Raw genomic sequence first — 21,327 nt, forward strand, 5'->3', positions numbered from 1 at the left:
CGTGGCGCGATGTCAACGGTGGCGGGTCTCCGCCATGTTCGATTCTCACCCTCGCCAAGTCTCCACAAAACCCCTTCTTCTGCGAAAGGCTGACCGGTCATCCGGTACCGAATTCCGGACTCTCTCTTTCACATCACAGGGATGCTGATGACCAAGGAATCCCCCAGCTCCATACCCGGGGCGAGACGCGCGGTACGGATCGCCGCCGCCGCCGGCCTGGCGGCCGCGCTGGCCGCCTCCGGCGCCGCCCCGGTCTTCGCCGCCGACGAGCCGGCGGCCGCCCCGGTGAAGCCCGCCGCCACCGGTGACAAGGGTGACAAGCTCGGCCGCGCCGACGCCGACGTCCTGGCGAAGGCCGAGGCCGAGGGCGAGAAGAACATCACCATGATGGTCGCCACCGCGCCGGGTGCCACCGAGCAGGTGGCCGCGCAGCTGGACTCCGTCAAGGGGTCCGTGCTGGGCCGGACGTACGACAAGCTCGGCTACGTCCGCGCGACCGTGCCGACCGCGACCGCGGAAGCCACCATCAAGGCGGCGCAGAAGCTGTCGTCGGTCCACGGCATCGATCTCAAGCAGGAGATCCAGCTCGACGACCCGACGCCCGCAGGCGACCGGGCCGCCGGGGTGAAGCAGCAGAAGGCCACGGGAAGTTACCCGGCGCCGGACAGGAACACCCCCGCGAAGAACCCGTACAACCCGTCCTTCGAGACGGGCGCGGTCGACTTCGTGAAGCAGCACCCGAAGGCCGACGGACGCGGGATCACCATCGGCGTCCTGGACTCCGGTGTCGACCTCGGCCACCCCGCCCTGCAGAAGACCACGACCGGCGAGCGCAAGATCGTCGACTGGGTGACGGCGACGGACCCGGTCAGCGACGGCGACGGCACCTGGCTGCGGATGGACGCGGCCGTCACGGGCCCGACGTTCACCGCCGGCGGCAGGACGTACTCGGCGCCGGCCGGCTCCTACCGCTTCAAGGAGTTCAAGGAAGCCGCCACCAAGGGCGGCGACATGGCGGGCGACCTCAACCGCGACGGTGACACCACCGACGCGTGGGGCGTGCTGTACGACCCCGTCACCGGCACCACCCGGGTCGACCTGAACAACAACGCGGACTTCTCCGACGACGCCGTGCTCAAGCCCTACAAGGACGAGCACCAGGTCGCCTACTTCGGTGAGGACGACCCGCGGACCGACGTCGTCGAGCGCATCCCGTTCGTCGTGGAGACCCGCAAGAACGTCGTGTACAACGCGGCCGGCGCCAAGGCCGACTTCGTCAGCATCGGTGTCATCGAGAGCGAGCACGGCACGCACGTCGCGGGCATCACCGCGGCCAACGGCCTGTTCGGCGGCAAGATGAACGGTGCGGCACCCGGCGCCAAGATCGTCTCCTCGCGCGCCTGCACCTGGTCCGGCGGCTGCACCAACATCGCGCTGACCGAGGGCATGATCGACCTCGTCGTCAACCGCGGGGTCGACGTCGTCAACATGTCGATCGGCGGCCTGCCGCCGCTCAACGACGGCAACAACGCGCGCGCCGAGCTCTACAAGCGGCTCATCGACATCTACGGCGTCCAGCTGGTCATCTCGGCCGGCAACGACGGTCCGGGTGTCAACACCATCGGTGACCCCGGCCTGGCCGACCACGTCATCTCCGTGGGCGCGTCCATCTCCAAGGAGACGTGGGCCGCGAACTACGGCTCCGCCGTCACCAAGAAGTACGACATGCTGCCCTTCTCCTCGCGCGGTCCGCGTGAGGACGGCGGCTTCGCGCCGATCCTGACGGCTCCGGGTGCGTCCATCAACACCACCCAGACCTGGCTCCCCGGCGGGCCGGTCAAGGAAGCGGGCTACTCGCTCCCGGCCGGCTACTCCATGCTGCAGGGCACCTCGATGTCCTCGCCGCAGGCCGCCGGTGCGACCGCACTGCTGCTCTCGGCCGCGAAGCAGAAGCACATCGAGCTGCCCCCGGCCGACCTGCGCACCGCGCTGACCAGCACCGCCACCCACATCAAGGGAGTGCCCGCGCACGCCCAGGGTGCCGGGCTGATCAACATCGTCGGCGCCTGGAAGCAGATCGAGAAGAGGGGCGCCGCGGCGCACGAGTACACGGTGAAGGCCCCGGTCGACACCGCGATCGACTTCGCGCTCAAGACCCCCGGCTTCGGCACCGGCCTGTACGACCGTGAGGGCGGCCTGAAGGCCGGCCAGAAGAAGTCGTACGACGTCACCGTCACCCGCACCACGGGTCCGGACCAGGCCGTGAAGCACAAGCTGTCGTGGAAGAACAACGACGGCACCTTCTCTCTGACCGGCCCGGGCACCGTCTCGCTGCCGCTCGGCAAGCCGGTGACCGTCAAGGTCCAGGCGAAGCCCCGCACGGCGGGCGTGCACAGCGCGATCCTCCAGGTGGACGACGCGCGGACCAAGGGCGTGGACCAGCAGATCCTCTCCACGGTCGTCGTGGCCGAGGAGCTGGTGAAGCCCGGGTACGCGTTCTCGGCGAGCGGCTCGGTGCAGCGCAACAGCTCCACGTCGTACTTCCTGAACGTCCCGGAAGGTTCCAGGACCCTCGAGGTCGCGCTCAGCGCCCTGCGCTCGGGCAGCCAGACGCGGTTCATCTCCATCCACCCCTACGGGGTCGCGGTGGAGAACAGCTCCACGGTCTTCTGCTACCCGAACTACGAGAACCCGGCCAACACCTGCCGCCCGGACACGCGCTCCTACACGGACCCGCAGCCCGGCGTCTGGGAGATCGAGGTCGAGTCGCGCCGTACGTCGCCGCTGCTGGACAACCCCTACAAGCTGGACGTCTCGCTGCTCGGCGCCACCTTCGACCCGGCGGTGCGCACCATCGCCGAGGCGAAGATCGGCACCCCGGCCGCGGTGGACTGGACGGTCACCAACAACGCCGGTGACCTGGAGGGCTCGCTGAAGGGCGGCTCGCTGGGCTCCGCCGACGTCGAGCGTCCGTCGATCTCCACGGGGGACGAGTACACCCGGACGGTCACCATCGGTGAGGGCGTCGAGAAGCTGGACGTCGCCATCGGCGGCACCTCGGACGCCAACGCCGACATCGACCTGTACGTCTACAAGGGCGCCACCGAGGTCGGTGCCTCCACGACGGCGGGCTCCGAGGAGTCCGTCAGCCTGGTGAACCCGGCGGCCGGTACGTACACCGTCGTCATCGACGGCTACTCGGTCCCGGCCGGGACCACCGAGTACGACTACCGCGACGTCTACTACGCGCCGTCACTCGGTGAGATCAAGGTCGACGCGTCGAAGGCGGTGAACCTGGCCAACGGAGCGTCCGCCCAGGTCGGCGCCCAGGTCGTGGTCGCCGGGGCGGCCCCCGAGGGCCGGCAGTTCTTCGGCGAGGTCCAGCTGGTGAACGCCCGCGGCACAGCGGCGGGCACCGGCAGCGTCGTGATCGGGAAGGTCACGCCGTAGCCGTCACCGCGGTGTGATCCGTACGACACCTCATGGCGGTGGGGCGGGTGCTCTCCGGGGCCCCCGCCCCACCGTTCTGTGCGCGGCCCGTCCGTCTGCCGGACAATGGATTGGACAAGGGCGCCCGGGACATACGCATCATGGACCGGCAATCGTGCCCGTTCGCATCTGTGAGGGAGTCCCTGTGAAGGTCGGAATCGTCGGCGCCACCGGTCAGGTGGGGACAGTCATGCGCAGCATCCTGGCCGAGCGGAAGTTCCCCGTCGCCGAGCTGCGGCTCTTCGCCTCCGCGCGTTCCGCGGGCTCCACCCTCACGTACGAGGGCACCGACATCACCGTGGAGGACGCCTCCACGGCGGACTACAGCGGCCTGGACATCGTGCTGTTCTCCGCGGGTGGCGCGACCTCGAAGGCGCTGGCCGAGAAGGTCGCCTCCCAGGGGGCCGTCGTGATCGACAACTCCTCCGCCTGGCGCAAGGACCCCGAGGTCCCGCTGGTCGTCTCCGAGGTCAACGCGCACGCGGTCAGGAACCGCCCCAAGGGCATCATCGCCAACCCGAACTGCACGACGATGGCCGCCATGCCCGTGCTGCGCCCGCTGCACCAGGAGGCGCAGCTCGACGCGCTGACGGTCGCCACCTACCAGGCGGTGTCCGGTTCCGGCGTCGCGGGCGTCGCGGAGCTGCACGGCCAGACCTCCAAGGTCGTCGCGGACGCGGACAGGCTGACGCACGACGGCGGCGCCGTCGACTTCCCCGAGCCGGCCGTCTACAAGCGCCCGATCGCCTTCAACGTGCTCCCGCTCGCCGGTTCGATCGTCGACGACGGTTCCTTCGAGACGGACGAGGAGCAGAAGCTCCGCAACGAGTCCCGCAAGATCCTGGAGATCCCGGAGCTCAAGGTCTCCGGCACCTGTGTGCGGGTTCCGGTCTTCTCCGGCCACTCCCTCCAGATCAACGCCCGGTTCGCGCGCCCGATCAGCGTCGAGCGCGCCTACGAGCTGCTGAAGGACGCCGAGGGCGTGGAGCTCTCCGAGATCCCGACCCCGCTCCAGGCGGCCGGCAAGGACGCCTCGTACGTGGGCCGCATCCGGGTCGACGAGACCGTCGAGCACGGTCTCGCGCTCTTCGTCTCCAACGACAACCTGCGCAAGGGTGCCGCGCTGAACGCGGTGCAGATCGCGGAGCTGGTCGCGGCCGAGCTGAAGGGCTGACGCCCTCCCCACCCGCGTGAGTGAAGGGGCGGCCACCGGAATCCGGTGGCCGCCCCTTCGTGTCCCTTCCGCCCTCAGAGCGCGAGGTGCCTGCGCAGGGCTGTGTCGATCTCGGCCATGCGCTGCCGGGGGACGGTGCCGACGCGCTTCAGTACGCGGTCCGGTGAGACCGCCCGGACCTGCTCGCACTGCACCTTCGAATCCATGGCCAGCCCGCTCTCCGCTGCCCGGAGAAGTGTCTGGAAGGTGAGAACACGGGCGGTATTGGACGTCAGAGGCACCACAGTGACCACACCGCGTCCGTTCGCCTCGACCGACAGGTTCGCCGCGTTGTTCGACACGATCACAGCCGGTCTGACCTTGTTGGCCTCGCTACCTCTGGCTGGTTCCAGATCGATCAGGTGGATGTCCCCCCTACGCACCGGCGATCCCGTCCCCGACCGTGCGGTCCCAGAGAGCGGCATCCTCGCTCGCATCCCATTCCTCGAAGGCCTCTGTGTACTCAGCTTCGAGCCCCGCCTCGCGCAGCAGGTCGATGGCGGCATGTATCACCGCCGACCGGGAGTCCGCCTCGGTCTTCGCGGCGTACTCGTCGACGAAGGCGACATCCTCCTGCGGCAAGCTCACACTGATCTTCATGCCATCCATCCTACCAAGGTAGGAACGGCACAGCCACCCCTCGGTGTCAGACCCGTCACACCGCGACCGGTCCGGCGGAAACGGACATCGCGCTGCACCTCTCCCACGTGGAAGGATGACCGAAAACGTCACAGATCAAGGAGATGACCGCGTGCCTGGTACGAATCTGACCCGCGAAGAGGCACAGGAGCGGGCGCGCCTGCTGACCGTGGACGCGTACGAGATCGATCTCGACCTCTCCGGGGCGCAGGAGGGTGGCACCTACCGGTCCGTCACCACGGTGCGCTTCGACTCCGCCGAAGCCGGTGCGGAGACCTTCATCGACCTGGTCGCCCCCGCCGTGCACGCCGTCGTGCTGAACGGCAAGGACCTGGACGTCGCCGCCGTCTTCCGGGACTCCCGTATCACGCTGGAGCACCTCCAGGCCGGTGCCAACGAGCTCAAGGTCGTCGCCGACTGCTCGTACACGAACACCGGCGAGGGCCTGCACCGCTTCGTCGACCCGGTCGACGAGCAGGCCTACCTCTACACCCAGTTCGAGGTGCCGGACGCGCGGCGCGTGTTCGCGAGCTTCGAGCAGCCCGACCTGAAGGCGACCTTCCGGTTCACCGTGAAGGCACCGTCCGGCTGGACCGTGATCTCCAACTCGCCGACGCCCGAACCATCGGGCGACGTCTGGTCCTTCGAGCCGACGCCGCGCATCTCCACGTACATCACGGCCCTGATCGCCGGGCCGTACCACGCGGTGCACAGCAGTTACGAGAAGGACGGCCGGTCCGTGCCGCTCGGCATCTACTGCCGCCCCTCGCTCGCCGAGTACCTCGACGCCGAGGAGATCTTCGCGGTCACGCGGCAGGGCTTCGACTGGTTCCAGGAGAAGTTCGACTACGCGTACCCGTTCGCCAAGTACGACCAGCTCTTCGTCCCGGAGTTCAACGCGGGCGCGATGGAGAACGCCGGCGCGGTCACCATCCGCGACCAGTACGTGTTCCGCTCGAAGGTCACGGACGCCGCGTACGAGACGCGCGCGGAGACGATCCTCCACGAGCTGGCCCACATGTGGTTCGGCGACCTGGTCACCATGGAGTGGTGGAACGACCTCTGGCTGAACGAGTCGTTCGCCACCTACACCTCGATCGCCTGCCAGGCGGACGCCGAGGGCTCGAAGTGGCCGCACTCCTGGACCACGTTCGCCAACTCCATGAAGACCTGGGCCTACCGCCAGGACCAGCTGCCGTCCACGCACCCGATCATGGCGGACATCCAGGACCTCGACGACGTCCTGGTGAACTTCGACGGGATCACCTACGCCAAGGGCGCCTCGGTCCTGAAGCAGCTCGTGGCGTACGTCGGCAAGGACGCGTTCTTCCAGGGCGTGCAGGCGTACTTCAAGGCGCACGCCTTCGGCAACACGCGTCTGTCCGACCTGCTGGGCGCCCTGGAGGAGACCTCCGGCCGCGACCTGAAGGCCTGGTCGAAGGCGTGGCTGGAGACGGCCGGCATCAACATCCTGCGCCCGGAGATCGAGACCGACGGCAACGGTCACGTCAGCTCGTTCACCGTCCTGCAGGAGGCCCCGGCGCTGCCCGCCGGCGCGAAGGGCGAGCCCACCTTGCGTCCGCACCGGATCGCCATCGGCTGCTACGACCTCGACGCCGCGGGGAAGCTGGTCCGCACGGACCGGATCGAGCTGGACGTGGACGGCGAGCGCACCACGGTGCCGTTCCCGTCGGGCACGGCACGCCCCGCGGTCGTCCTGCTCAACGACGACGACCTGTCGTACGCCAAGGTCCGCCTCGACGAGGAGTCGCTGCGGGTCGTCACCGCGCACCTGGGCGACTTCGCCGAGTCCCTGCCCCGCGCGCTGAGCTGGGCCTCCGCCTGGGACATGACGCGCGACGGCGAGATGGCGACGCGCGACTACCTGGCGCTGGTCCTCTCCGGGATCGGCAAGGAGTCCGACATCGGGGTCGTCCAGTCGCTGCACCGCCAGGTGAAGCTGGCACTGGACCTGTACGCGGCGCCCGAGTGGCGCGAGGCGGGTCTGTCGCAGTGGACCGAGGCCACGCTGGCGCACCTGCGCGCGGCGGAGCCGGGCAGCGACCACCAGCTGGCGTGGGCCCGTGCCTTCGCCGCGACGGCCCGTAGCCCCCTCCACCTGGACCTGCTGCAGGCGCTGCTGGACGGCACCCAGGAGATCGAGGGCCTGGCCGTGGACACGGAGCTGCGCTGGGCGTTCGTGCAGCGGCTGGCCGCGGCCGGTCTGCTCGACGAGGAGGAGATCACCGCCGAGTACGAGCGGGACAGGACGGCGGCGGGGGAGCGCCACGCGGCGTCCGCGCGCGCGGCGCAGCCGACCGAGGCGGCGAAGGCCGAGGCCTGGGCGTCGGTCGTCGAGTCCGACAAGCTGCCGAACTCCCTCCAGGAGGCGGTGATCGGCGGCTTCGTGCAGACGGAGCAGCGTGAGCTGCTGGCCCCGTACACGGAGAAGTACTTCGCGGCGGTGAAGGACGTCTGGGACGCACGCAGTCACGAGATGGCCCAGCAGATCGCGGTCGGCCTGTACCCGGCCCTCCAGGTCTCCCAGGAGACTCTGGACGCCACGGACGCCTGGCTGGAGTCGGCGCGGCCGAGCGCCGCGCTGCGGCGGCTGATGTCGGAGTCCCGTGCGGGTGTGGAGCGCGCGCTGCGGGCCCAGGCCGCGGACGCGGCGGCGGCCACCGCCTGACCGGAGTGGGAACCGCCCGGCGGGCAGGCGCGCTGCGCAGCCGTCCGCCGGGCGGGAGCGGTGGGTCAGAGCCTGGCGGACGACCTCCGGTCGAAGAGCGGACGCGGTCCGGTGCGTGCGATTCCGGAAAGCCCTCGTAGCGGAGCTACGTGGGCGTTCCGGCAACGCGGGAAGCGTGCGTGCCGGGGCGTGGCCGCTCGACCGGGGGTCACCCGACGGACTCTCAGGTGGCCGATCGCTCGTAGCGGCCGGTCAGTTCGGCGGTTCCGGCCTCGGTCAGGCACCCGTGCAGGCGCATGCGGGCCACTCCGCCGTCGGGGAAGGCGTCCAGGCGTACGTGGGTGACCACGGCCTCGGCGTCGAGGACGAAGCGGTGGAGGGTGTCGGGCTGGAGCCGGGTGCGGGGGATGATCTCGAACCATTCCCCGGTGCCGCCGTCGCGGCCGTGGAGGCTGATCCAGCCCGCCGCGTTGCCCTTGAGGTAGGCGGTGTCGATCTCGACGGCGCGTACCGCGCCCTGGGCGGGCAGGCGGAAGCGGACCCAGTCGTGGGTGCCGCGGACCCGGCGGCGGCGGTTCTCCCAGCCGTCGTCCATCGTGCGGGACGTCCCGGGCAGGATGATCTGGGCCGGTGAGGAGTAGAAGCGGTCCGAGGCGTCCTCGTACACGCCGCCGTTCAGGATCGAGATCAGGTCGACCGTGCCCAGGGCCGCGAGCCAGGCCGGGTCGGGGACGACCTCGCCGTGGACGCGGAGGCGGGCGATGCCTCCGTCGGGGTGCTGGCAGAGGCGGACGTGGGTGTACCGGCGTTCGCCCGGGATCTCGAAGGCGTTGGCCGCGTGGCCGCGTACGGGGGTCGGGGGGAGGAGCTCCTCCCACGTCACGTCGTCGGCGAGGAGGTCCTCGGGGGCCGGGGCGCCGTCGACCGCGGTCGCCTGGACGGAGACGCGCTGGGGGTAGTTGCCCCGGAAGTGCGCGGTGTCGACGACGACGCCCCGGATGACGCCGGGAGCGCCGAGGCGCACGATCGCCCAGTCGTGGTCGTCGGGGGCGGGGAAGGGGTGGGCGCCGTCGGTACCGCGGCGGCGGCGGGTCTCCCAGCCGTCCATGATCTTGCCCTTGTGGCCGAAGCGCTCGGGGTCGAAGACGGCGGGCTCGGGGATCAGGAGGTTCTCGCGCTCGGCGAAGAACTCGTCGTTGGCGGCGATCACCCCGGCGCCGAGCCGACGGTCGGCGAGGTCGACGAGGCCGGTGAAGTCCGGACCGGTGGCGGTGCGGTAGTCGGCGTAGGGGTCGCCGCCGCCGTAGGGGGCCGCGTCATGGGCGTGGGGGTCGGAGTCCTGGTAGGTGGTCCCGCTCGCGTCGGTGGTCATGGGACGACTGTCGCCCCCCGGGAACCGTCAGGTCCATCGAAAGTTTCCGCACAGTTCTTTCAGCAGCGCTTAACGGTCACGCATGCCGTCCGCCGCCTCCCGCAGCGCCTCCAGCACCCGGGCCACCCCGGGATTCCGCTCGGCTCCCCGCCGCACCGCGGCCACCACATGGCGCCGCGGCCGGTCGGCGTCCAGGACCCGCATGACGACGCCCGGCCGCTGCCGTTCGGGGCCGGACGCCATCCGGGGGATCAGCGCCACACCCATGTCCGCCTCGACCATGGCGAGGATGGCGGTCCAGCCGGAGGCGCTGTGGGCCTGCTCGGGCACGAAACCGGCGGTCTCGCAGGCGGCCGTCGTGATCTGCGACCACGGCCCCGAGCCGCCGAAGATCCAGGGCTCACGGGCCAGGTCGGCCAGGCGCAGGCCAGGGGTCCGGGCGAGGGGATGGCCCACGGGCAGGGCCACGTCCAGCGGGTCTGCGAGCAGCGGCGTGAGGGTGAAACGGGGGTCGCGCGCCGTCGGGGCGTGGGCCGCCAGGGAGAGCGCGAGGTCCACGTCACCGGCCGAGAGCAGCTCGTACACCTGGGCGGCCTCCGCCTCCCGTACGCGTACGCCGGGGCCCGGCCGGTCCTTCGACCGCAGCAGCCGCACCGCCGGTACGACGAGGGACGGGACAGCCGTGGAGAAGGCACCGACCCGCACCTGCCCGGCCTCGCCGCGCAGATAGCCGGTCAGCTCGGCGTCGGCCTCTTCCAGCTGCGCGAAGACCGCCTCCGCGTGGCCCAGCACGAGGTGCGCCGCGTCGGTAAGCCGTACCCGGCGGCCCGTGGCCTCCAGGAGCGGCACCCCGAGCTGCTTCGCGAGGCTGGTGAGCTGCTGGGAGACGGCCGACGGGGTCATCGAAAGGACCTCGGCCGTGGCGGTGACCGTGCCCCGGTCGCGCAGGGTGCGCAGGACGCGGAGCTTCTTGACGTCCCACTCGGTCATGTCCGGAACCCACCCGCTCCCGGACATGCGGGGGCGCCGCGCGGTACGGGGTACCGGCGGCGCACGGAACGGCCCGAGGGCCTAGACCCGCTTCTCCGACCGGTCGAGGACCATGACGAGGCCCGCGATGACCAGGAACAGGACGAGGGGAGCCGCGACGTACAGGCCGAGCGTCTCCATCACGCTCAGGCCCTGGCCCGGGTCGTCACCGGCGTCACGGGTCAGCGCGAGCGCGGGGGACGACATGAGCAGCATCATCAGCGTCGTACCGGCCGCGACGGCACCGGCGCGCATAGCGTTCTTCTTGTCCACGGTGCAAACGTAGCGAACGCCTAGGAGGGCCGCGCGTCCGGGGGTGCCGTACGGGACCGCCGGGGCCGCAGGACGTCCATCAGCCGGTGCAGCCTGGGTGACGCGGCGATCTCCTCCAGGGTGACGGGATGGCCCTGCGCGTCGGCGACGGGCAGGCGCCAGTTGGGGTACTGGTCCCAGGTGCCCGGGAGGTTCTGCGGGCGGCGGTCGCCCACGGTGTCCGGGAGCCAGACGCCTACCATCCGGGCCGGGGTGCGCAGCAGGAAGCGGTGGACGGCCCGGACGGCCGCCTCCTCGTCGCCCCCGCCCTCCGGCAGCATCCGCAGCCGGGCCAGGCAGGCCAGCCACTCGGCGGTGCCGGCGGCGTCCTCGGCCAGCTCCTGTTCCAGGGGGCGGGTGAGCAGCCCGAGGCGGTGGCGGAGCGTCACGTGGTCGCCCGTCAGCCGGGCGGCGGTGGACGGCAGGTCGTGGGTGGTCGCCGTGGCCACGCAGTCCCGGCGCCACTCCTCCGGGGCCAGAGGCCTCCCGGTGCCGCCCCAGTCGCGCTCGAACCAGAGCACGGAGGTGCCGAGCACCCCGCGCCGGGCGAGCCTCTCGCGCACTCCGGGCTCGACCGTGCCGAGGTCTTCGCCCACGACGACGGCGCCGGCACGGTACGCCTCCAGGACGAGGACGGCGAGCATCGCCTCGGCGTCCTGCGCGACGTAGGCCCCTTCGGTGGGCGGGCGGCCCTCGGGGATCCACCAGAGCCGGAAGAGGCCCATGACGTGGTCGATGCGCAAGGCGCCGGCGTGGGCGAGGAGGCCGCGCAGCAGGTCGCGGTAGGGGGCGTAGCCCGAGGCGGCCAGTGCGTCGGGGCGCCAGGGGGGCAGCCCCCAGTCCTGGCCGAGCGCGTTGAAGGCGTCCGGGGGCGCGCCGACGGACATGCCCCGCGCGAAGGCGTCCTGCTGCGCCCAGGTGTCGGCGCCGTCGGGATGGACCCCGACGGCCAGGTCGTGGACGAGGCCGACGGCCATCCCCGCGTCCCGGGCGGCGCTCTGGGCTGCGGCGAGCTGGGTGTCCGTCAGCCAGGCCAGCCGGCAGTGGAAGTCGACCCGGTCCAGGAGTTCGGTGCGGGCGCGCGTGCTCTGCGGGGAGCGCGGGTCACGCAGGGCGGCCGGCCAGTCGCGCCACCGGGGGCCGTGCACCTCGGCCAGCGCGCACCACAGCGCGTGGTCCTCCAGGGCCTGTCCCTGCTCGGCGAGGAAGTCGCAGTACGCGGCGCGGCGGCCGGGCGTCAGGGGGACCTGGTGAATCAGTTCGAGGGCCTGCTTCTTCAGCTCCCAGACGGCGTCCCGGTCGATCAGGGCGCCCTTGTTCAGCACGGCCTCGCGTAACGCCGCGGCGTCCTGGCGCAGGTCGTCCAGTACCGCCCGGCCCGGGTCACCGACGTGCCCGTACTCGGGGATCGACTCGATGTGCAGGTGGACGGGGTCGGGGAAGCGCCGGGACGAGGGCCGGTACGGGGAGGGATCGGTGGGCGTGCCGGGTACGGCGGCGTGCAGCGGGTTGACCTGGACGAATCCGGCCCCCAGGGTGCGCCCCGACCAGGCGGCGAGATCGGCCAGGTCACCGAGGTCGCCCATGCCCCAGGAGCGGGTGGAGAGCAGCGAGTACAGCTGGACGAGGAATCCGTGCGTGCGGGCCGGGGGCCGGGGTACGCGGTCCGGGGCGACGACGAGTGTGGCGGTGGCGTAGCGGTGGTCGGGCGTACGGACGGTCAGCCGGTGGACGCCCAGGGGCGGCTCGGTCCACCAGGCGGGCGTACGCCCGGCGGAAGGCGCCGGGGCGGGTCCGGGCACGCGCATCCGCATCCGCGGGGGCGGTGGCGCGCAGGTGCTCCCCGGCTCCGGCTCCACCGTGAGAACCGCGCCGGGCGGCAGCGCGGCCAGAGCCGGCGGCAGCGGCTCACCCGACCAGACCACCACCGTGGGCGGGAGCAGCCGGGAGGCCGCTGCCGACTCGGCCGCGGCGAGGGATCTCCGTACGTCCACGGGGGTGGCGGCGTCGACGCCCAGGGCGGCGAGCACGGCTGTGACCGTGTCGTCGGGGACGGAGACCGTGACCTCCGGGGACGGGGAGAAGGAGGTGGCGACGCCGTGCAGTGCGGCGAGCCGGGACAAGCCCATTCAGACTCCTGGGGACTCCATGCCCCCTGCGGTGCCGGGTGCTGTCGGCTCGCTGGTGAGTGGGGCGACGGCGGCGAGCGGGGGCTCGCTCGTGAGGGGGGTGGCGTCGGCGAGCGGGGGCTCACTGGTCAGCGGGGCGGCGTCGGCGACGGCGGCTTCACCCGCCTGGGGGGACACCTCGGCGAGCGGGAGCTCGCTGATCATCCACGGCGCGGCGGCGGTCGGGAGCGGATCACCCTCGGGCGCGGCCGGGCCTGTGGGGTTCGGTACCTGTTTGGAGAGGGCGGAGAGCAGAAGTTGTGCGGAAGCGGGCACGGTGGCCTCCTGGCCGTGGACAACAGGACACAGCAGGCCTACCCATCTGACGCGGGGGCAGGCGTGGACGTGACATACGCGTTATGACAACGAGCCCAACGTGCCGTAGGTCACATTCCGTTCCCCCGTACGCCCACTATGGGTGCTTTTCAGCCATTCGGCGACTCCCCCGGAGGTGACTTCCCCTATCCTGCGACGGATCGGAGAAAATCCCACCATAACGGTCACATGCGTTGACACCCTCACGCGCGGGTGGTGGGGTCGGATGCCATCGGCAGGACGAGGCGCACGCGGGCCCCTCGCCCGCGCGGGCCCCTCGGGCGCACCCGTCGGCGGCCCGTGCGCACCGGATCCGCTCCGGACGAGGGGTCCCCAGGACGAGGACGAGGGAGAATCGGCGTGCGGTTCGGGCGCAGGAGGCGTACGGCGGCCCTCGCCGTCGCCGTGATCGGCGGACTGCTCGGCCCGTTCGCCCCGGCCGCGACCGCGGAGCCCGCTGCCCCGGCGGCGTCCGCCACGGACCGTGCCCACGCGGCGGGGCTGCCCGACGTGCTGCCCCGCCCGCAGAGCATCGAGGCGACCGGCAGCCCTGTGGACCTGGGCAGCGAGGTCACGCTCGTCGCCGGCGCGGACGCCGATCCCTACGCCCTCGACGAGCTGCGGGCGCTCCTGCGCGAGGCGGGCGTCCGCACGGTGCACGACGCCCTGCCCGGCCGGGGACCGGTGCTCCTGCTCCACGGCGCGGACGCCGACCGGGCGCTCCGGGCCCTGCACGCCTCCGACCGGGCAGGCCTGCCCTCCGGCGGCTACCGCCTCGCCGTCGGCGACGTCGCCGGCCGGCCCACCGTCGCCCTGGACGGCGCCGGGGAGGACGGGCTCTTCCACGGCGTGCAGACCCTGCGCCGGCTCGTCACGGACGGTACCGTCGCCGGCGCGCTCGTCCGCGACTGGCCGGTGACCGCCCGGCGCGGGATGACCGAGGGCTTCTACGGGCGGCCGTGGACCGAGCAGGAGCGCCTCGCCCAGATCGGGTTCATGGGGCGTACGAAGCAGAACAGCTACCTCTACGCGGCGGGCGACGACCCCTACCGGCAGGCCCGCTGGCGCGAGCCGTACCCCGCCGGCCGGCGCGACGGCTTCCGCGCCCTGGCGGAGAAGGCGCGCGCCCAGCACGTGACGCTGGGCTGGGCCGTCTCTCCGGGGCAGGCGATGTGCATGGCCTCGGACGCGGACGTGAAGGCCCTGGAGGGGAAGATCGACGCCATGTGGGCGCTGGGCTTCCGGTTCTTCCAGCTGCAGTTCCAGGACGTCAGCTACAGCGAATGGCACTGCGCCGGGGACGCGGAGAGGTTCGGCAGCGGACCGGAGGCCGCGGCCAGGGCCCAGGCCCGCGTCGCGGGCGCGGTCGCCCGCCACCTCGCGGACCGCCACCCGGACGCGGAACCCCTCTCCGTCCTGCCGACGGAGTTCTACCAGGACGGCGCGACCGACTACCGCACGGCGCTCGCCGCCGAGCTGGACGACCGGGTACAGGTGGCCTGGACCGGGGTCGGCGTCGTGCCGAGGACCATCACCGGGCGGGAGCTGGCCGGCGCGCGGGCCGCCTTCCGGCACCCCCTGGTCACCATGGACAACTACCCGGTCAACGACTACGCGCAGGACCGTATCTTCCTCGGCCCCTACACCGGCCGGGATCCGGCGGTGGCCGGCGGTTCGGCGGCCCTGCTCGCCAACGCCATGGAACAGGCCTCGGCGTCCCGGATCCCCCTGTCCACGGCCGCCGACTTCGCCTGGAACCCGAGGGGCTACCGGCCGCAGGACTCCTGGCGGGCGGCGACGGACGAGCTGGCGGGCGGCGACGCGGCCACCCGGGCCGCGCTGCGGGCCCTGGCGGGCAACAGCGCCGCCTCGGTGCTGGGCGGCGAGGAGTCCGCGTACCTGAAGCCGCTGCTCGCCGCGTTCTGGGCCTCCCGCACGGCGGAACCGGCCGCCCGGGACGCCGCGGCACGGGAGCTGAGGACCGCGTTCGGTGTGATGCGGACGGCTCCGCGGCGGCTGGGGACGGCCGCGGACGGCCGGCTGGGCGAGGAGGTACGGCCGTGGACCGAGCAGCTGGCCCGCTACGGCCGTGCCGGCGAGCTCGCCGTCGACCTGCTGCAGGCCCAGGCGCGCGGTGACGGGCCGGCCGCCTGGAAGGCCCAGCTGGAGCTCGAACCGCTGCGCGAGGAGATCGGTGCGAGCGGGGCGACGGTCGGCGAGGGCGTCCTCGGGCCGTTCCTGGACCGGGTCCGCACGGCGGCCGACGGCTGGAACGGCACCGACCGTGCGGCGGGCACGGTGCACCGGGACGCGCAGAGCTACACGGTCCGCCTCGGCCGGACCCGCCCCGTCGAGGCCGTCACCACCCTGGCCGAACCCGGACGGCGGACGGCGGGCGCGGTGCTGGAGGCCCATGTGCCGGGCCATGGCTGGCGCGGGCTCGGCTCCCTCGCGGCGGGGGGCTGGACGCAGACCCGGGCGAAGGGGCTGCGGGCGGACGCCCTGCGGGTCACCGTTTCCTCCGCCCGCCCCGCCCTCACGGGCCCCCTCACCCCGGGCGCGTCCCCGGCCGGCCCCGGCGCGCCCCTCACAGCGGTGCGGGCCCTCGTGCCGTGGTTCGGTGACGAGCCGGCGGCCCGGCTCGACCTCGTGCGCGGCGAGACGGACGCCGTGATCGGCGGCGGCCCCCAGCGTGTCGAGGCCCGGCTGGCGGGCGGGCGCCCCGCCGAGGTGAAGGGAACCCTCACCGCGAAGGCGCCCGAGGGCATCGAGGTGAAGGTGCCGGAGCGCACGACGGTGCCGCGCGGCTCACGCACCGATGTGCCGGTGGACATCACCGTGCCGGCCGGCACCCCGGCGGGTGAGTACGAGGTACCGCTGCGCTTCGGCGACGAGGAGAGCACCCTGACCGTGCGGGCCTTCCCCCGTACGGCGGGCCCCGATCTGCTGCGGACGGCCACGGCGTCCTCGTCCGGCGACGAGACCCCGGACTTCCCGGCCTCCGCGGCCACGGACGGGGACCCCGGGACCCGCTGGTCCTCGCCCGTCGAGGACGACGCCTGGTGGCAGGCACGACTGGCCGGTCCCGCCCGGCTGGGCCGGGTCGTGCTGCGCTGGGAGGACGCCTACGCCGCCCGCTACCGGGTCCAGGTCTCCTCGGACGGCCGGACCTGGCGTACGGCGGCGACCGTCCGCGAGGGCCGGGGCGGCACCGAGTCCGTCCGGATGGACGCGGAGGACACCCGTTTCGTCAGGGTGCGGGGCGACGGCCGGGCCACCCGGTACGGCTACTCGCTCCGTTCCGTGGAGGCCTACGCCGTCGCCCGCTGAGAGACGGGCCCCGGACGGCGAAGGCCCGGTCTCTCAGGCGGAAACGCCGTCGATCCGGGCCATCACGTCGTCCGCGCCGAAGGGCTGCAGGTAGGGCAGCCAGCGCGGATCGCGGTGTCCGGTCCCGATGATCCGCCAGGCCAGGCCGCTGGGCGGGGCGGGCTGGTGGCGCAGCCGCCAGCCGAGCTCGGGCAGATGGCGGTCGGCCTTGACGTGGTTGCAGCGGCGGCAGGCCGCCACCACGTTGTCCCAGGCGTGCTGCCCGCCGCGGCTGCGCGGGATGACGTGGTCGACGCTGGTGGCGGCGGCGCCGCAGTACACGCAGCGGCCACCGTCGCGGGCGAAGAGCGCCCGGCGGGTGAGGGGAACGGGCCCCCGGTAAGGGACCCGCACGAACCGCTTGAGGCGGACGACGCTGGGCGCCGGCACGGCGCGGGTGGCACTGTGCATGAAGGCGCCGGACTCCTCGAGGCAGATGGCCTTGTTCTCGAGGACGAGGACGAGCGCGCGGCGGAGCGGTACGACGCCGAGCGGCTCGTACGACGCGTTGAGAACCAGGACATGCGGCACGGTGGATGCCTCCTTGTACGCCGGCGACGCGTGGCTCGCGCCGGGACGATCCGCTCTCAGTTTCGCCTCATGCCTGGTCCGAGCGCCACCACGTACGCGTAACGGGCCGGAGGGATTCCGCTCACCACCCGCCCGGACGCGCCCCCGCCGCACACCGGAACAGGCACGTCACCACCGCGTACGCCGGCGCTGTGCGATCGGCCACATCCGCGCCCACGCCCCGGTGAGACGCGTCTCTCCGCCGTCGGCGGCCACGAACCGCTCCCGCGGCTTCGTTACTGTGGTTGGTCTGCTGTCGCCCATCTGGAGGTCCCCGCCGTGTCCCTGTCCGCCCTCCTGGCCGCGGCCCCGTCACCGGAGCCGGCCGGTTCCCTGGACGAAGCGGCCGAGCGGGCCGGGAACGCCGCGGGCTGGGTGGAGGAGAACTGGTCCACCTGGCTGAACACCGGTCTGCGCATCATGCTCATCGCGGCCGTCGCGATCGTGCTGCGCTACGCGATCCGCCGGGCGCTGACCAATCTCATCGACCGGATGAACCGCAGCGCCCAGGCCGTGGAGGGCACCGCGCTCGGCGGTCTGCTGGTCAACGCGGAGCGGCGCCGCCAGCGGTCGGAGGCCATCGGTTCCGTCCTGCGTTCGGTGACGTCGTTCCTGATCCTCGGCACCGCGGCCCTGATGATCCTGGGCGCGTTCCAGATCAACCTCGCACCGCTGCTGGCCTCCGCCGGGGTCGCCGGGGTGGCTCTGGGCTTCGGTGCGCGCAACCTCGTCACCGACTTCCTCTCCGGCGTCTTCATGATCCTGGAGGACCAGTACGGCGTCGGCGACCAGATCGACGCGGGGGTGGCCTCGGGAGAGGTCATCGAGGTCGGCCTGCGGGTCACCAAGCTGCGCGGCGACAACGGCGAGATCTGGTACGTCCGCAACGGCGAGGTGAAGCGGATCGGCAACCTCAGCCAGGGCTGGTCCACGGCCGGTGTCGACGTCACCGTCCGCCCGGTGGAGGACCTGGAACTCGTCCGCAAGGCGATCGCCCGGGCGGCGGAGACCATGACCGCGGAGGAGCCCTGGTCGGAACGGCTGTGGGGCCCGGTGGAGGTCCTGGGTCTGGACGCCGTCCTGCTCGACTCCATGACCGTGCGGGTGACGGCGAAGACGATGCCGGGCAAGTCGCTGGGCGTGGAGCGGGAACTGCGCTGGCGGATCAAGCAGGCGCTCGACGCCGCGGGCATCCGGATGGTCGGCACCCTGCCCCTCGAAGCGGACGGTGCCGCGCTCCCGGACCCGACCGCCGCGATGGCGGCCCCCTCGGCGTACGCGTCGACGACGTCGCCGCAGTCGCTGGCGGCGACCCCGATACCCCCGCCCGGCCTGACGAAGTAGGACCTGCCGAAGGGGCGCCCGGCGAGACCGCGGGGCGCCCCTCTCCCTGGGTCGCGGGCCGGTCGGCGGCTCCCCCCGGGACGCGCGCCGCGCGGACCCCGGCGTCCGCCCGCGGGCAACGCTTCGGCAGCCCGGTGGCCGCCTCCCATTGACGATCGGGTGACGCGGGTCCTACCTTCCTCTCACCGAACAGGAAAGTTTCCTAACAGAGAGGGGGCGTCACACATGGCCGGAGCCACGCCGGGCACCCCGCGCGTCCTGCGCGCCATGAACGACCGGGCCGCTCTCGACCTGCTGCTGGAACACGGCCCCCTCACCCGTACGAGGATCGGGAAGCTGACGGGACTGTCCAAGCCCACCGCCTCCCAGCTCCTCGCCCGGCTGGAAGCCGCGGGCCTGGTCCTCGCCACCGGTACGAGCGAGGGGCGGCCGGGCCCCAACGCCCAGCTGTACACGGTCAACCCGCGGGCCGCGCATGTGGCGGGGCTGGACGTGACCGCGCACCGCATCGCCGCCGCCGTCGCCGACGTGACCGGAAGGACGGTCGGCGAGTTCGAACTGCCCACCTCGGGGCGGCGCGCCCACGGTGTGGTCCGGCAGGTGACGGACGCCCTGGACGGAGCGGTCAAGGCGGCCGGCCTCGCCCGCGACGAGGTGCACCGGGTCGTCATCGGGACCCCGGGCGCCTTCGACCCCGGCACCGGACGGCTGCGTTACGCCTCCCACCTGCCCGGCTGGCACTCCCCCACCCTGCTGGACGAACTGGCCGCCGCCCTGCCGATGCCGGTCGAGTACGAGAACGACGTGAACCTGGTCGCCGTCGCCGAGCAGCGGCTCGGCGCGGCCCGGGGCCACGACGACTTCGTCCTGCTCTGGAACGAGGAGGGCCTGGGAGCCGCCCTGGTCATCAACGGGAGGCTGCACCGCGGCTTCACCGGCGGCGCGGGCGAGGTCGGCTTCCTGCCGGTGCCCGGCACCCCCCTGGTACGCCAGGTCGTGAAGGCGAACGCCGGTGGTTTCCAGGAGCTGGCCGGTGCGCAGGCGGTGCCGCGGCTCGCCACCTCGCTCGGCATCGAGACTCCGCACCAGCCCTACGCGGACGTCGCCGCCGCCCTGCTGGCGCGGGCGGCCGGCGCGTACGAGCGGGACCCGGCGCTCACCGAGCTCCTCCGGCAGTACGCCCAGCGGCTGGCCACCGGCCTCGCCTCCCTCACGGCCGTCCTCGACCCCGGCCTGATCGTCCTCTCGGGCGGTCTGGTCTCCTCGGGCGGTGAACTGCTGCGGTCGCTGATCCAGTCCGAGCTCGCCGAGCTCGCCGCGTCCCGGCCGCGCCTCGCGCTCGGCGCGATCGACCGGCATCCGGTCCTGCGGGGAGCCCTCGAACGGGCCCTCGCGGACACCCGCGACGAGGTCTTCGACACGTCGCGCTGACCCCCGGCCCCTCCCGTCTTCCTCTTCTCTCCCGCCCCTTGGAGCTTTGCCATGCGCAGAAGCCGCACGATGACCACCGCCGCCGTCGCCGTCGCCGCGATATCCGTGCTCGCCACCGCCTGTACGGGCCAGGCCGCGTCCGGGGCCGACGACGATCCGAACGCGAGGACGACGATCACCTTCTGGCACGGCTGGAGTGCGCCCTCCGAGGTGAAGGCCGTCCAGGACACCATCGACCGGTTCGAGAAGACCCACCCCAACATCACGGTCGAGGCCGTGGGCAACATCAACGACGACAAGCTCAACCAAGCACTGCGAGCGGGCGGTTCGAACGGTCCCGACGTGGTGTCGTCCTTCACGACCTCCAACGTCGGCAAGTTCTGCTCGTCCGGAGCCTTCGCCGACCTGGAACCCTTCATCGAGAAGTCGAAGCTGGACCTGGAGAAGACCTTCCCCGAGGTCCTGCTCGACTACACCCAGTTCGAGGGCAAGCGCTGCGCCCTGCCCCTGCTCGCCGACGCCTACGGCCTCTACTACAACAAGGACGCGTTCGAGAAGGCCGGGATCACCGCGCCGCCGAGGACGATGTCGGAACTGGCCTCGGTCGCGAAGAAACTGACGGTCACCGAGGGCGACGGCTACCGGCAGCTCGGCTTCATGCCGACCTTCCACGGCTACGAGACCGTCGCCGACCACTACCTGTCCTCATGGGACCACACGTACTTCGACGCGGACGGCCGGTCGAACATCGCGAAGGACCCGGCCTTCGCCGAGATGTTCACGTACCAGAAGAAGCTGGTCGAGGACCTGGGCGGCTACGCCAAGCTGGAGAGGTACCGCGGCACCTTCGGTGACGAGTGGGGGGCCAAGCACCCCTTCCACACCGGCCAGGTCGCGATGCAGCTGGACGGCGAGTGGCGGCTGGGCATGGCCGAGGACGCGAAGGTGCCCTTCGAGATCGGTGTGGCACCGATGCCCGTCGCCGACGACGAGGCCGACAGCTACGGCAAGGGCTTCCTCTCCGGCACGATCATGGGGATCGCCCCGGCGAGCAGGAAGCAGAACGCCGCCTGGGAGCTGGTCAAGTTCATGACGAGCGACACGCAGGCCGTGGTCGAGTTCGCGAACGGCATCCGCAACGTCCCCTCGACCTTCGCGGCGCTGAAGTCCCCGGACCTGAAGTTCGACCCGCGCTTCCGGACCTTCCTCGACATCGCGCAGCACCCGGAGTCCAGCACCCCGGACGGGGCCGTGAACGGCGCCGCGTACCAGCAGACGATCCAGGACTTCGGCTTCCGGTACGAGAAGGGCGCGGTGAAGGACCTGCAGGCGGGTCTGGAGCAGACCGCGGCGCAGATCGACACCGACCTGGCCAAGGTGAAGTAGC

At 72.3% G+C, this 21,327-nt stretch carries 15 protein-coding genes; 7 read left to right on the top strand and 8 right to left on the bottom strand.

Translation table 11 applies throughout. The features are described 5' to 3' along the window. Nucleotides 1-141 precede the first annotated feature (141 nt). Together BA175_RS20065 and BA175_RS20070 are read left to right on the top strand one after the other, a co-directional pair. Entirely contained in the window at nt 142-3,450 is a 3,309-nt protein-coding gene (locus tag BA175_RS20065) for a S8 family serine peptidase (RefSeq protein ID WP_254667919.1), read from the top strand. Nucleotides 3,451-3,634: 184 nt separating this feature from the next. Then, entirely contained in the window at nt 3,635-4,663 is a 1,029-nt protein-coding gene (locus tag BA175_RS20070; protein ID WP_069172807.1) for an aspartate-semialdehyde dehydrogenase, read from the top strand. Between the two features lie 74 nt (nt 4,664-4,737). Here the strand turns inward: BA175_RS20070 and BA175_RS20075 are convergent, their stop codons facing one another. Then, nucleotides 4,738-5,085 carry a type II toxin-antitoxin system PemK/MazF family toxin gene (locus BA175_RS20075; protein ID WP_069172808.1) on the bottom strand — a complete coding sequence of 116 codons (348 nt, stop codon included), beginning with the start codon at nt 5,083-5,085 and terminating at the stop codon, nt 4,738-4,740. Further along, nucleotides 5,078-5,302: a ribbon-helix-helix domain-containing protein gene (locus tag BA175_RS20080; protein ID WP_069173134.1), complete on the bottom strand. Its 225-nt coding sequence runs from the start codon at nt 5,300-5,302 to the stop codon at nt 5,078-5,080. The genes BA175_RS20075 and BA175_RS20080 overlap by 8 nt, the downstream gene beginning before the upstream one ends. A 151-nt stretch (nt 5,303-5,453) precedes the next feature. Between BA175_RS20080 and pepN the strand changes: the two genes are divergently transcribed. After that, nucleotides 5,454-8,030 carry an aminopeptidase N gene (gene pepN, locus BA175_RS20085; protein WP_069172809.1) on the top strand — a complete coding sequence of 859 codons (2,577 nt, stop codon included), beginning with the start codon at nt 5,454-5,456 and terminating at the stop codon, nt 8,028-8,030. Nucleotides 8,031-8,253: 223 nt separating this feature from the next. On the opposite strand, the gene alc is transcribed toward pepN, so the two are convergent. The 5 genes from alc to BA175_RS20110 all read right to left on the bottom strand — a co-directional run bounded on the left by alc (nt 8,254) and on the right by BA175_RS20110 (nt 13,187). Continuing rightward, a complete protein-coding gene (alc, locus tag BA175_RS20090) occupies nt 8,254-9,402 on the bottom strand; it encodes an allantoicase (protein ID WP_069172810.1) in 1,149 nt (382 codons plus the stop codon). Between the two features lie 69 nt (nt 9,403-9,471). Then, nucleotides 9,472-10,392 carry a LysR family transcriptional regulator gene (locus BA175_RS20095; RefSeq protein WP_069172811.1) on the bottom strand — a complete coding sequence of 307 codons (921 nt, stop codon included), beginning with the start codon at nt 10,390-10,392 and terminating at the stop codon, nt 9,472-9,474. Between the two features lie 81 nt (nt 10,393-10,473). Beyond that, nucleotides 10,474-10,704, bottom strand: coding sequence for a hypothetical protein (locus tag BA175_RS20100; protein WP_079159693.1), 231 nt, complete (start codon nt 10,702-10,704; stop codon nt 10,474-10,476). 20 nt (nt 10,705-10,724) lie between these two features. After that, nucleotides 10,725-12,872: a 4-alpha-glucanotransferase gene (gene malQ / locus BA175_RS20105; protein ID WP_069172813.1), complete on the bottom strand. Its 2,148-nt coding sequence runs from the start codon at nt 12,870-12,872 to the stop codon at nt 10,725-10,727. Beyond that, nucleotides 12,873-13,187, bottom strand: coding sequence for a hypothetical protein (locus tag BA175_RS20110; RefSeq protein ID WP_069172814.1), 315 nt, complete (start codon nt 13,185-13,187; stop codon nt 12,873-12,875). Nucleotides 13,188-13,586: 399 nt separating this feature from the next. Here BA175_RS20110 and BA175_RS20115 point away from each other — a divergent pair, with 399 nt between their 5' ends. Then, nucleotides 13,587-16,556 carry a beta-N-acetylglucosaminidase domain-containing protein gene (locus BA175_RS20115; RefSeq protein WP_069172815.1) on the top strand — a complete coding sequence of 990 codons (2,970 nt, stop codon included), beginning with the start codon at nt 13,587-13,589 and terminating at the stop codon, nt 16,554-16,556. A 33-nt stretch (nt 16,557-16,589) separates the two neighbouring features. Here BA175_RS20115 and BA175_RS20120 read toward each other — a convergent pair whose 3' ends face one another. Beyond that, on the bottom strand, nt 16,590-17,126 hold the full coding sequence (locus BA175_RS20120; RefSeq protein WP_069172816.1) for an HNH endonuclease: 537 nt from the start codon (nt 17,124-17,126) through the stop codon (nt 16,590-16,592). 318 nt (nt 17,127-17,444) lie between these two features. Between BA175_RS20120 and BA175_RS20125 the strand changes: the two genes are divergently transcribed. From BA175_RS20125 to BA175_RS20135, 3 genes are all read left to right on the top strand, one after another. Continuing rightward, nucleotides 17,445-18,509 carry a mechanosensitive ion channel family protein gene (locus BA175_RS20125; RefSeq protein WP_069172817.1) on the top strand — a complete coding sequence of 355 codons (1,065 nt, stop codon included), beginning with the start codon at nt 17,445-17,447 and terminating at the stop codon, nt 18,507-18,509. A 225-nt stretch (nt 18,510-18,734) separates the two neighbouring features. Further along, nucleotides 18,735-19,940: an ROK family transcriptional regulator gene (locus tag BA175_RS20130; RefSeq protein ID WP_069172818.1), complete on the top strand. Its 1,206-nt coding sequence runs from the start codon at nt 18,735-18,737 to the stop codon at nt 19,938-19,940. Between the two features lie 51 nt (nt 19,941-19,991). Beyond that, a complete protein-coding gene (locus BA175_RS20135) occupies nt 19,992-21,326 on the top strand; it encodes an ABC transporter substrate-binding protein (RefSeq protein WP_069172819.1) in 1,335 nt (444 codons plus the stop codon). The last annotated feature ends 1 nt before the right edge of the window (nt 21,327 follow it).

This window comes from Streptomyces griseus (genome assembly GCF_001715295.1).
In the GTDB taxonomy this organism is placed as follows: domain Bacteria; phylum Actinomycetota; class Actinomycetes; order Streptomycetales; family Streptomycetaceae; genus Streptomyces; species Streptomyces griseus_G.

Coding starts and splice junctions, on each gene's coding strand:
- BA175_RS20065 (WP_254667919.1), top strand. CDS start 142: ATGCTGATGACCAAGGAATCCCCCAGCTCCATACCCGGGGCGAGACGC.
- BA175_RS20080 (WP_069173134.1), bottom strand. CDS start 5,302: ATGAAGATCAGTGTGAGCTTGCCGCAGGAGGATGTCGCCTTCGTCGAC.
- alc (WP_069172810.1), bottom strand. CDS start 9,402: ATGACCACCGACGCGAGCGGGACCACCTACCAGGACTCCGACCCCCAC.
- BA175_RS20095 (WP_069172811.1), bottom strand. CDS start 10,392: ATGACCGAGTGGGACGTCAAGAAGCTCCGCGTCCTGCGCACCCTGCGC.
- malQ (WP_069172813.1), bottom strand. CDS start 12,872: ATGGGCTTGTCCCGGCTCGCCGCACTGCACGGCGTCGCCACCTCCTTC.
- BA175_RS20130 (WP_069172818.1), top strand. CDS start 18,735: ATGGCCGGAGCCACGCCGGGCACCCCGCGCGTCCTGCGCGCCATGAAC.
- BA175_RS20135 (WP_069172819.1), top strand. CDS start 19,992: ATGCGCAGAAGCCGCACGATGACCACCGCCGCCGTCGCCGTCGCCGCG.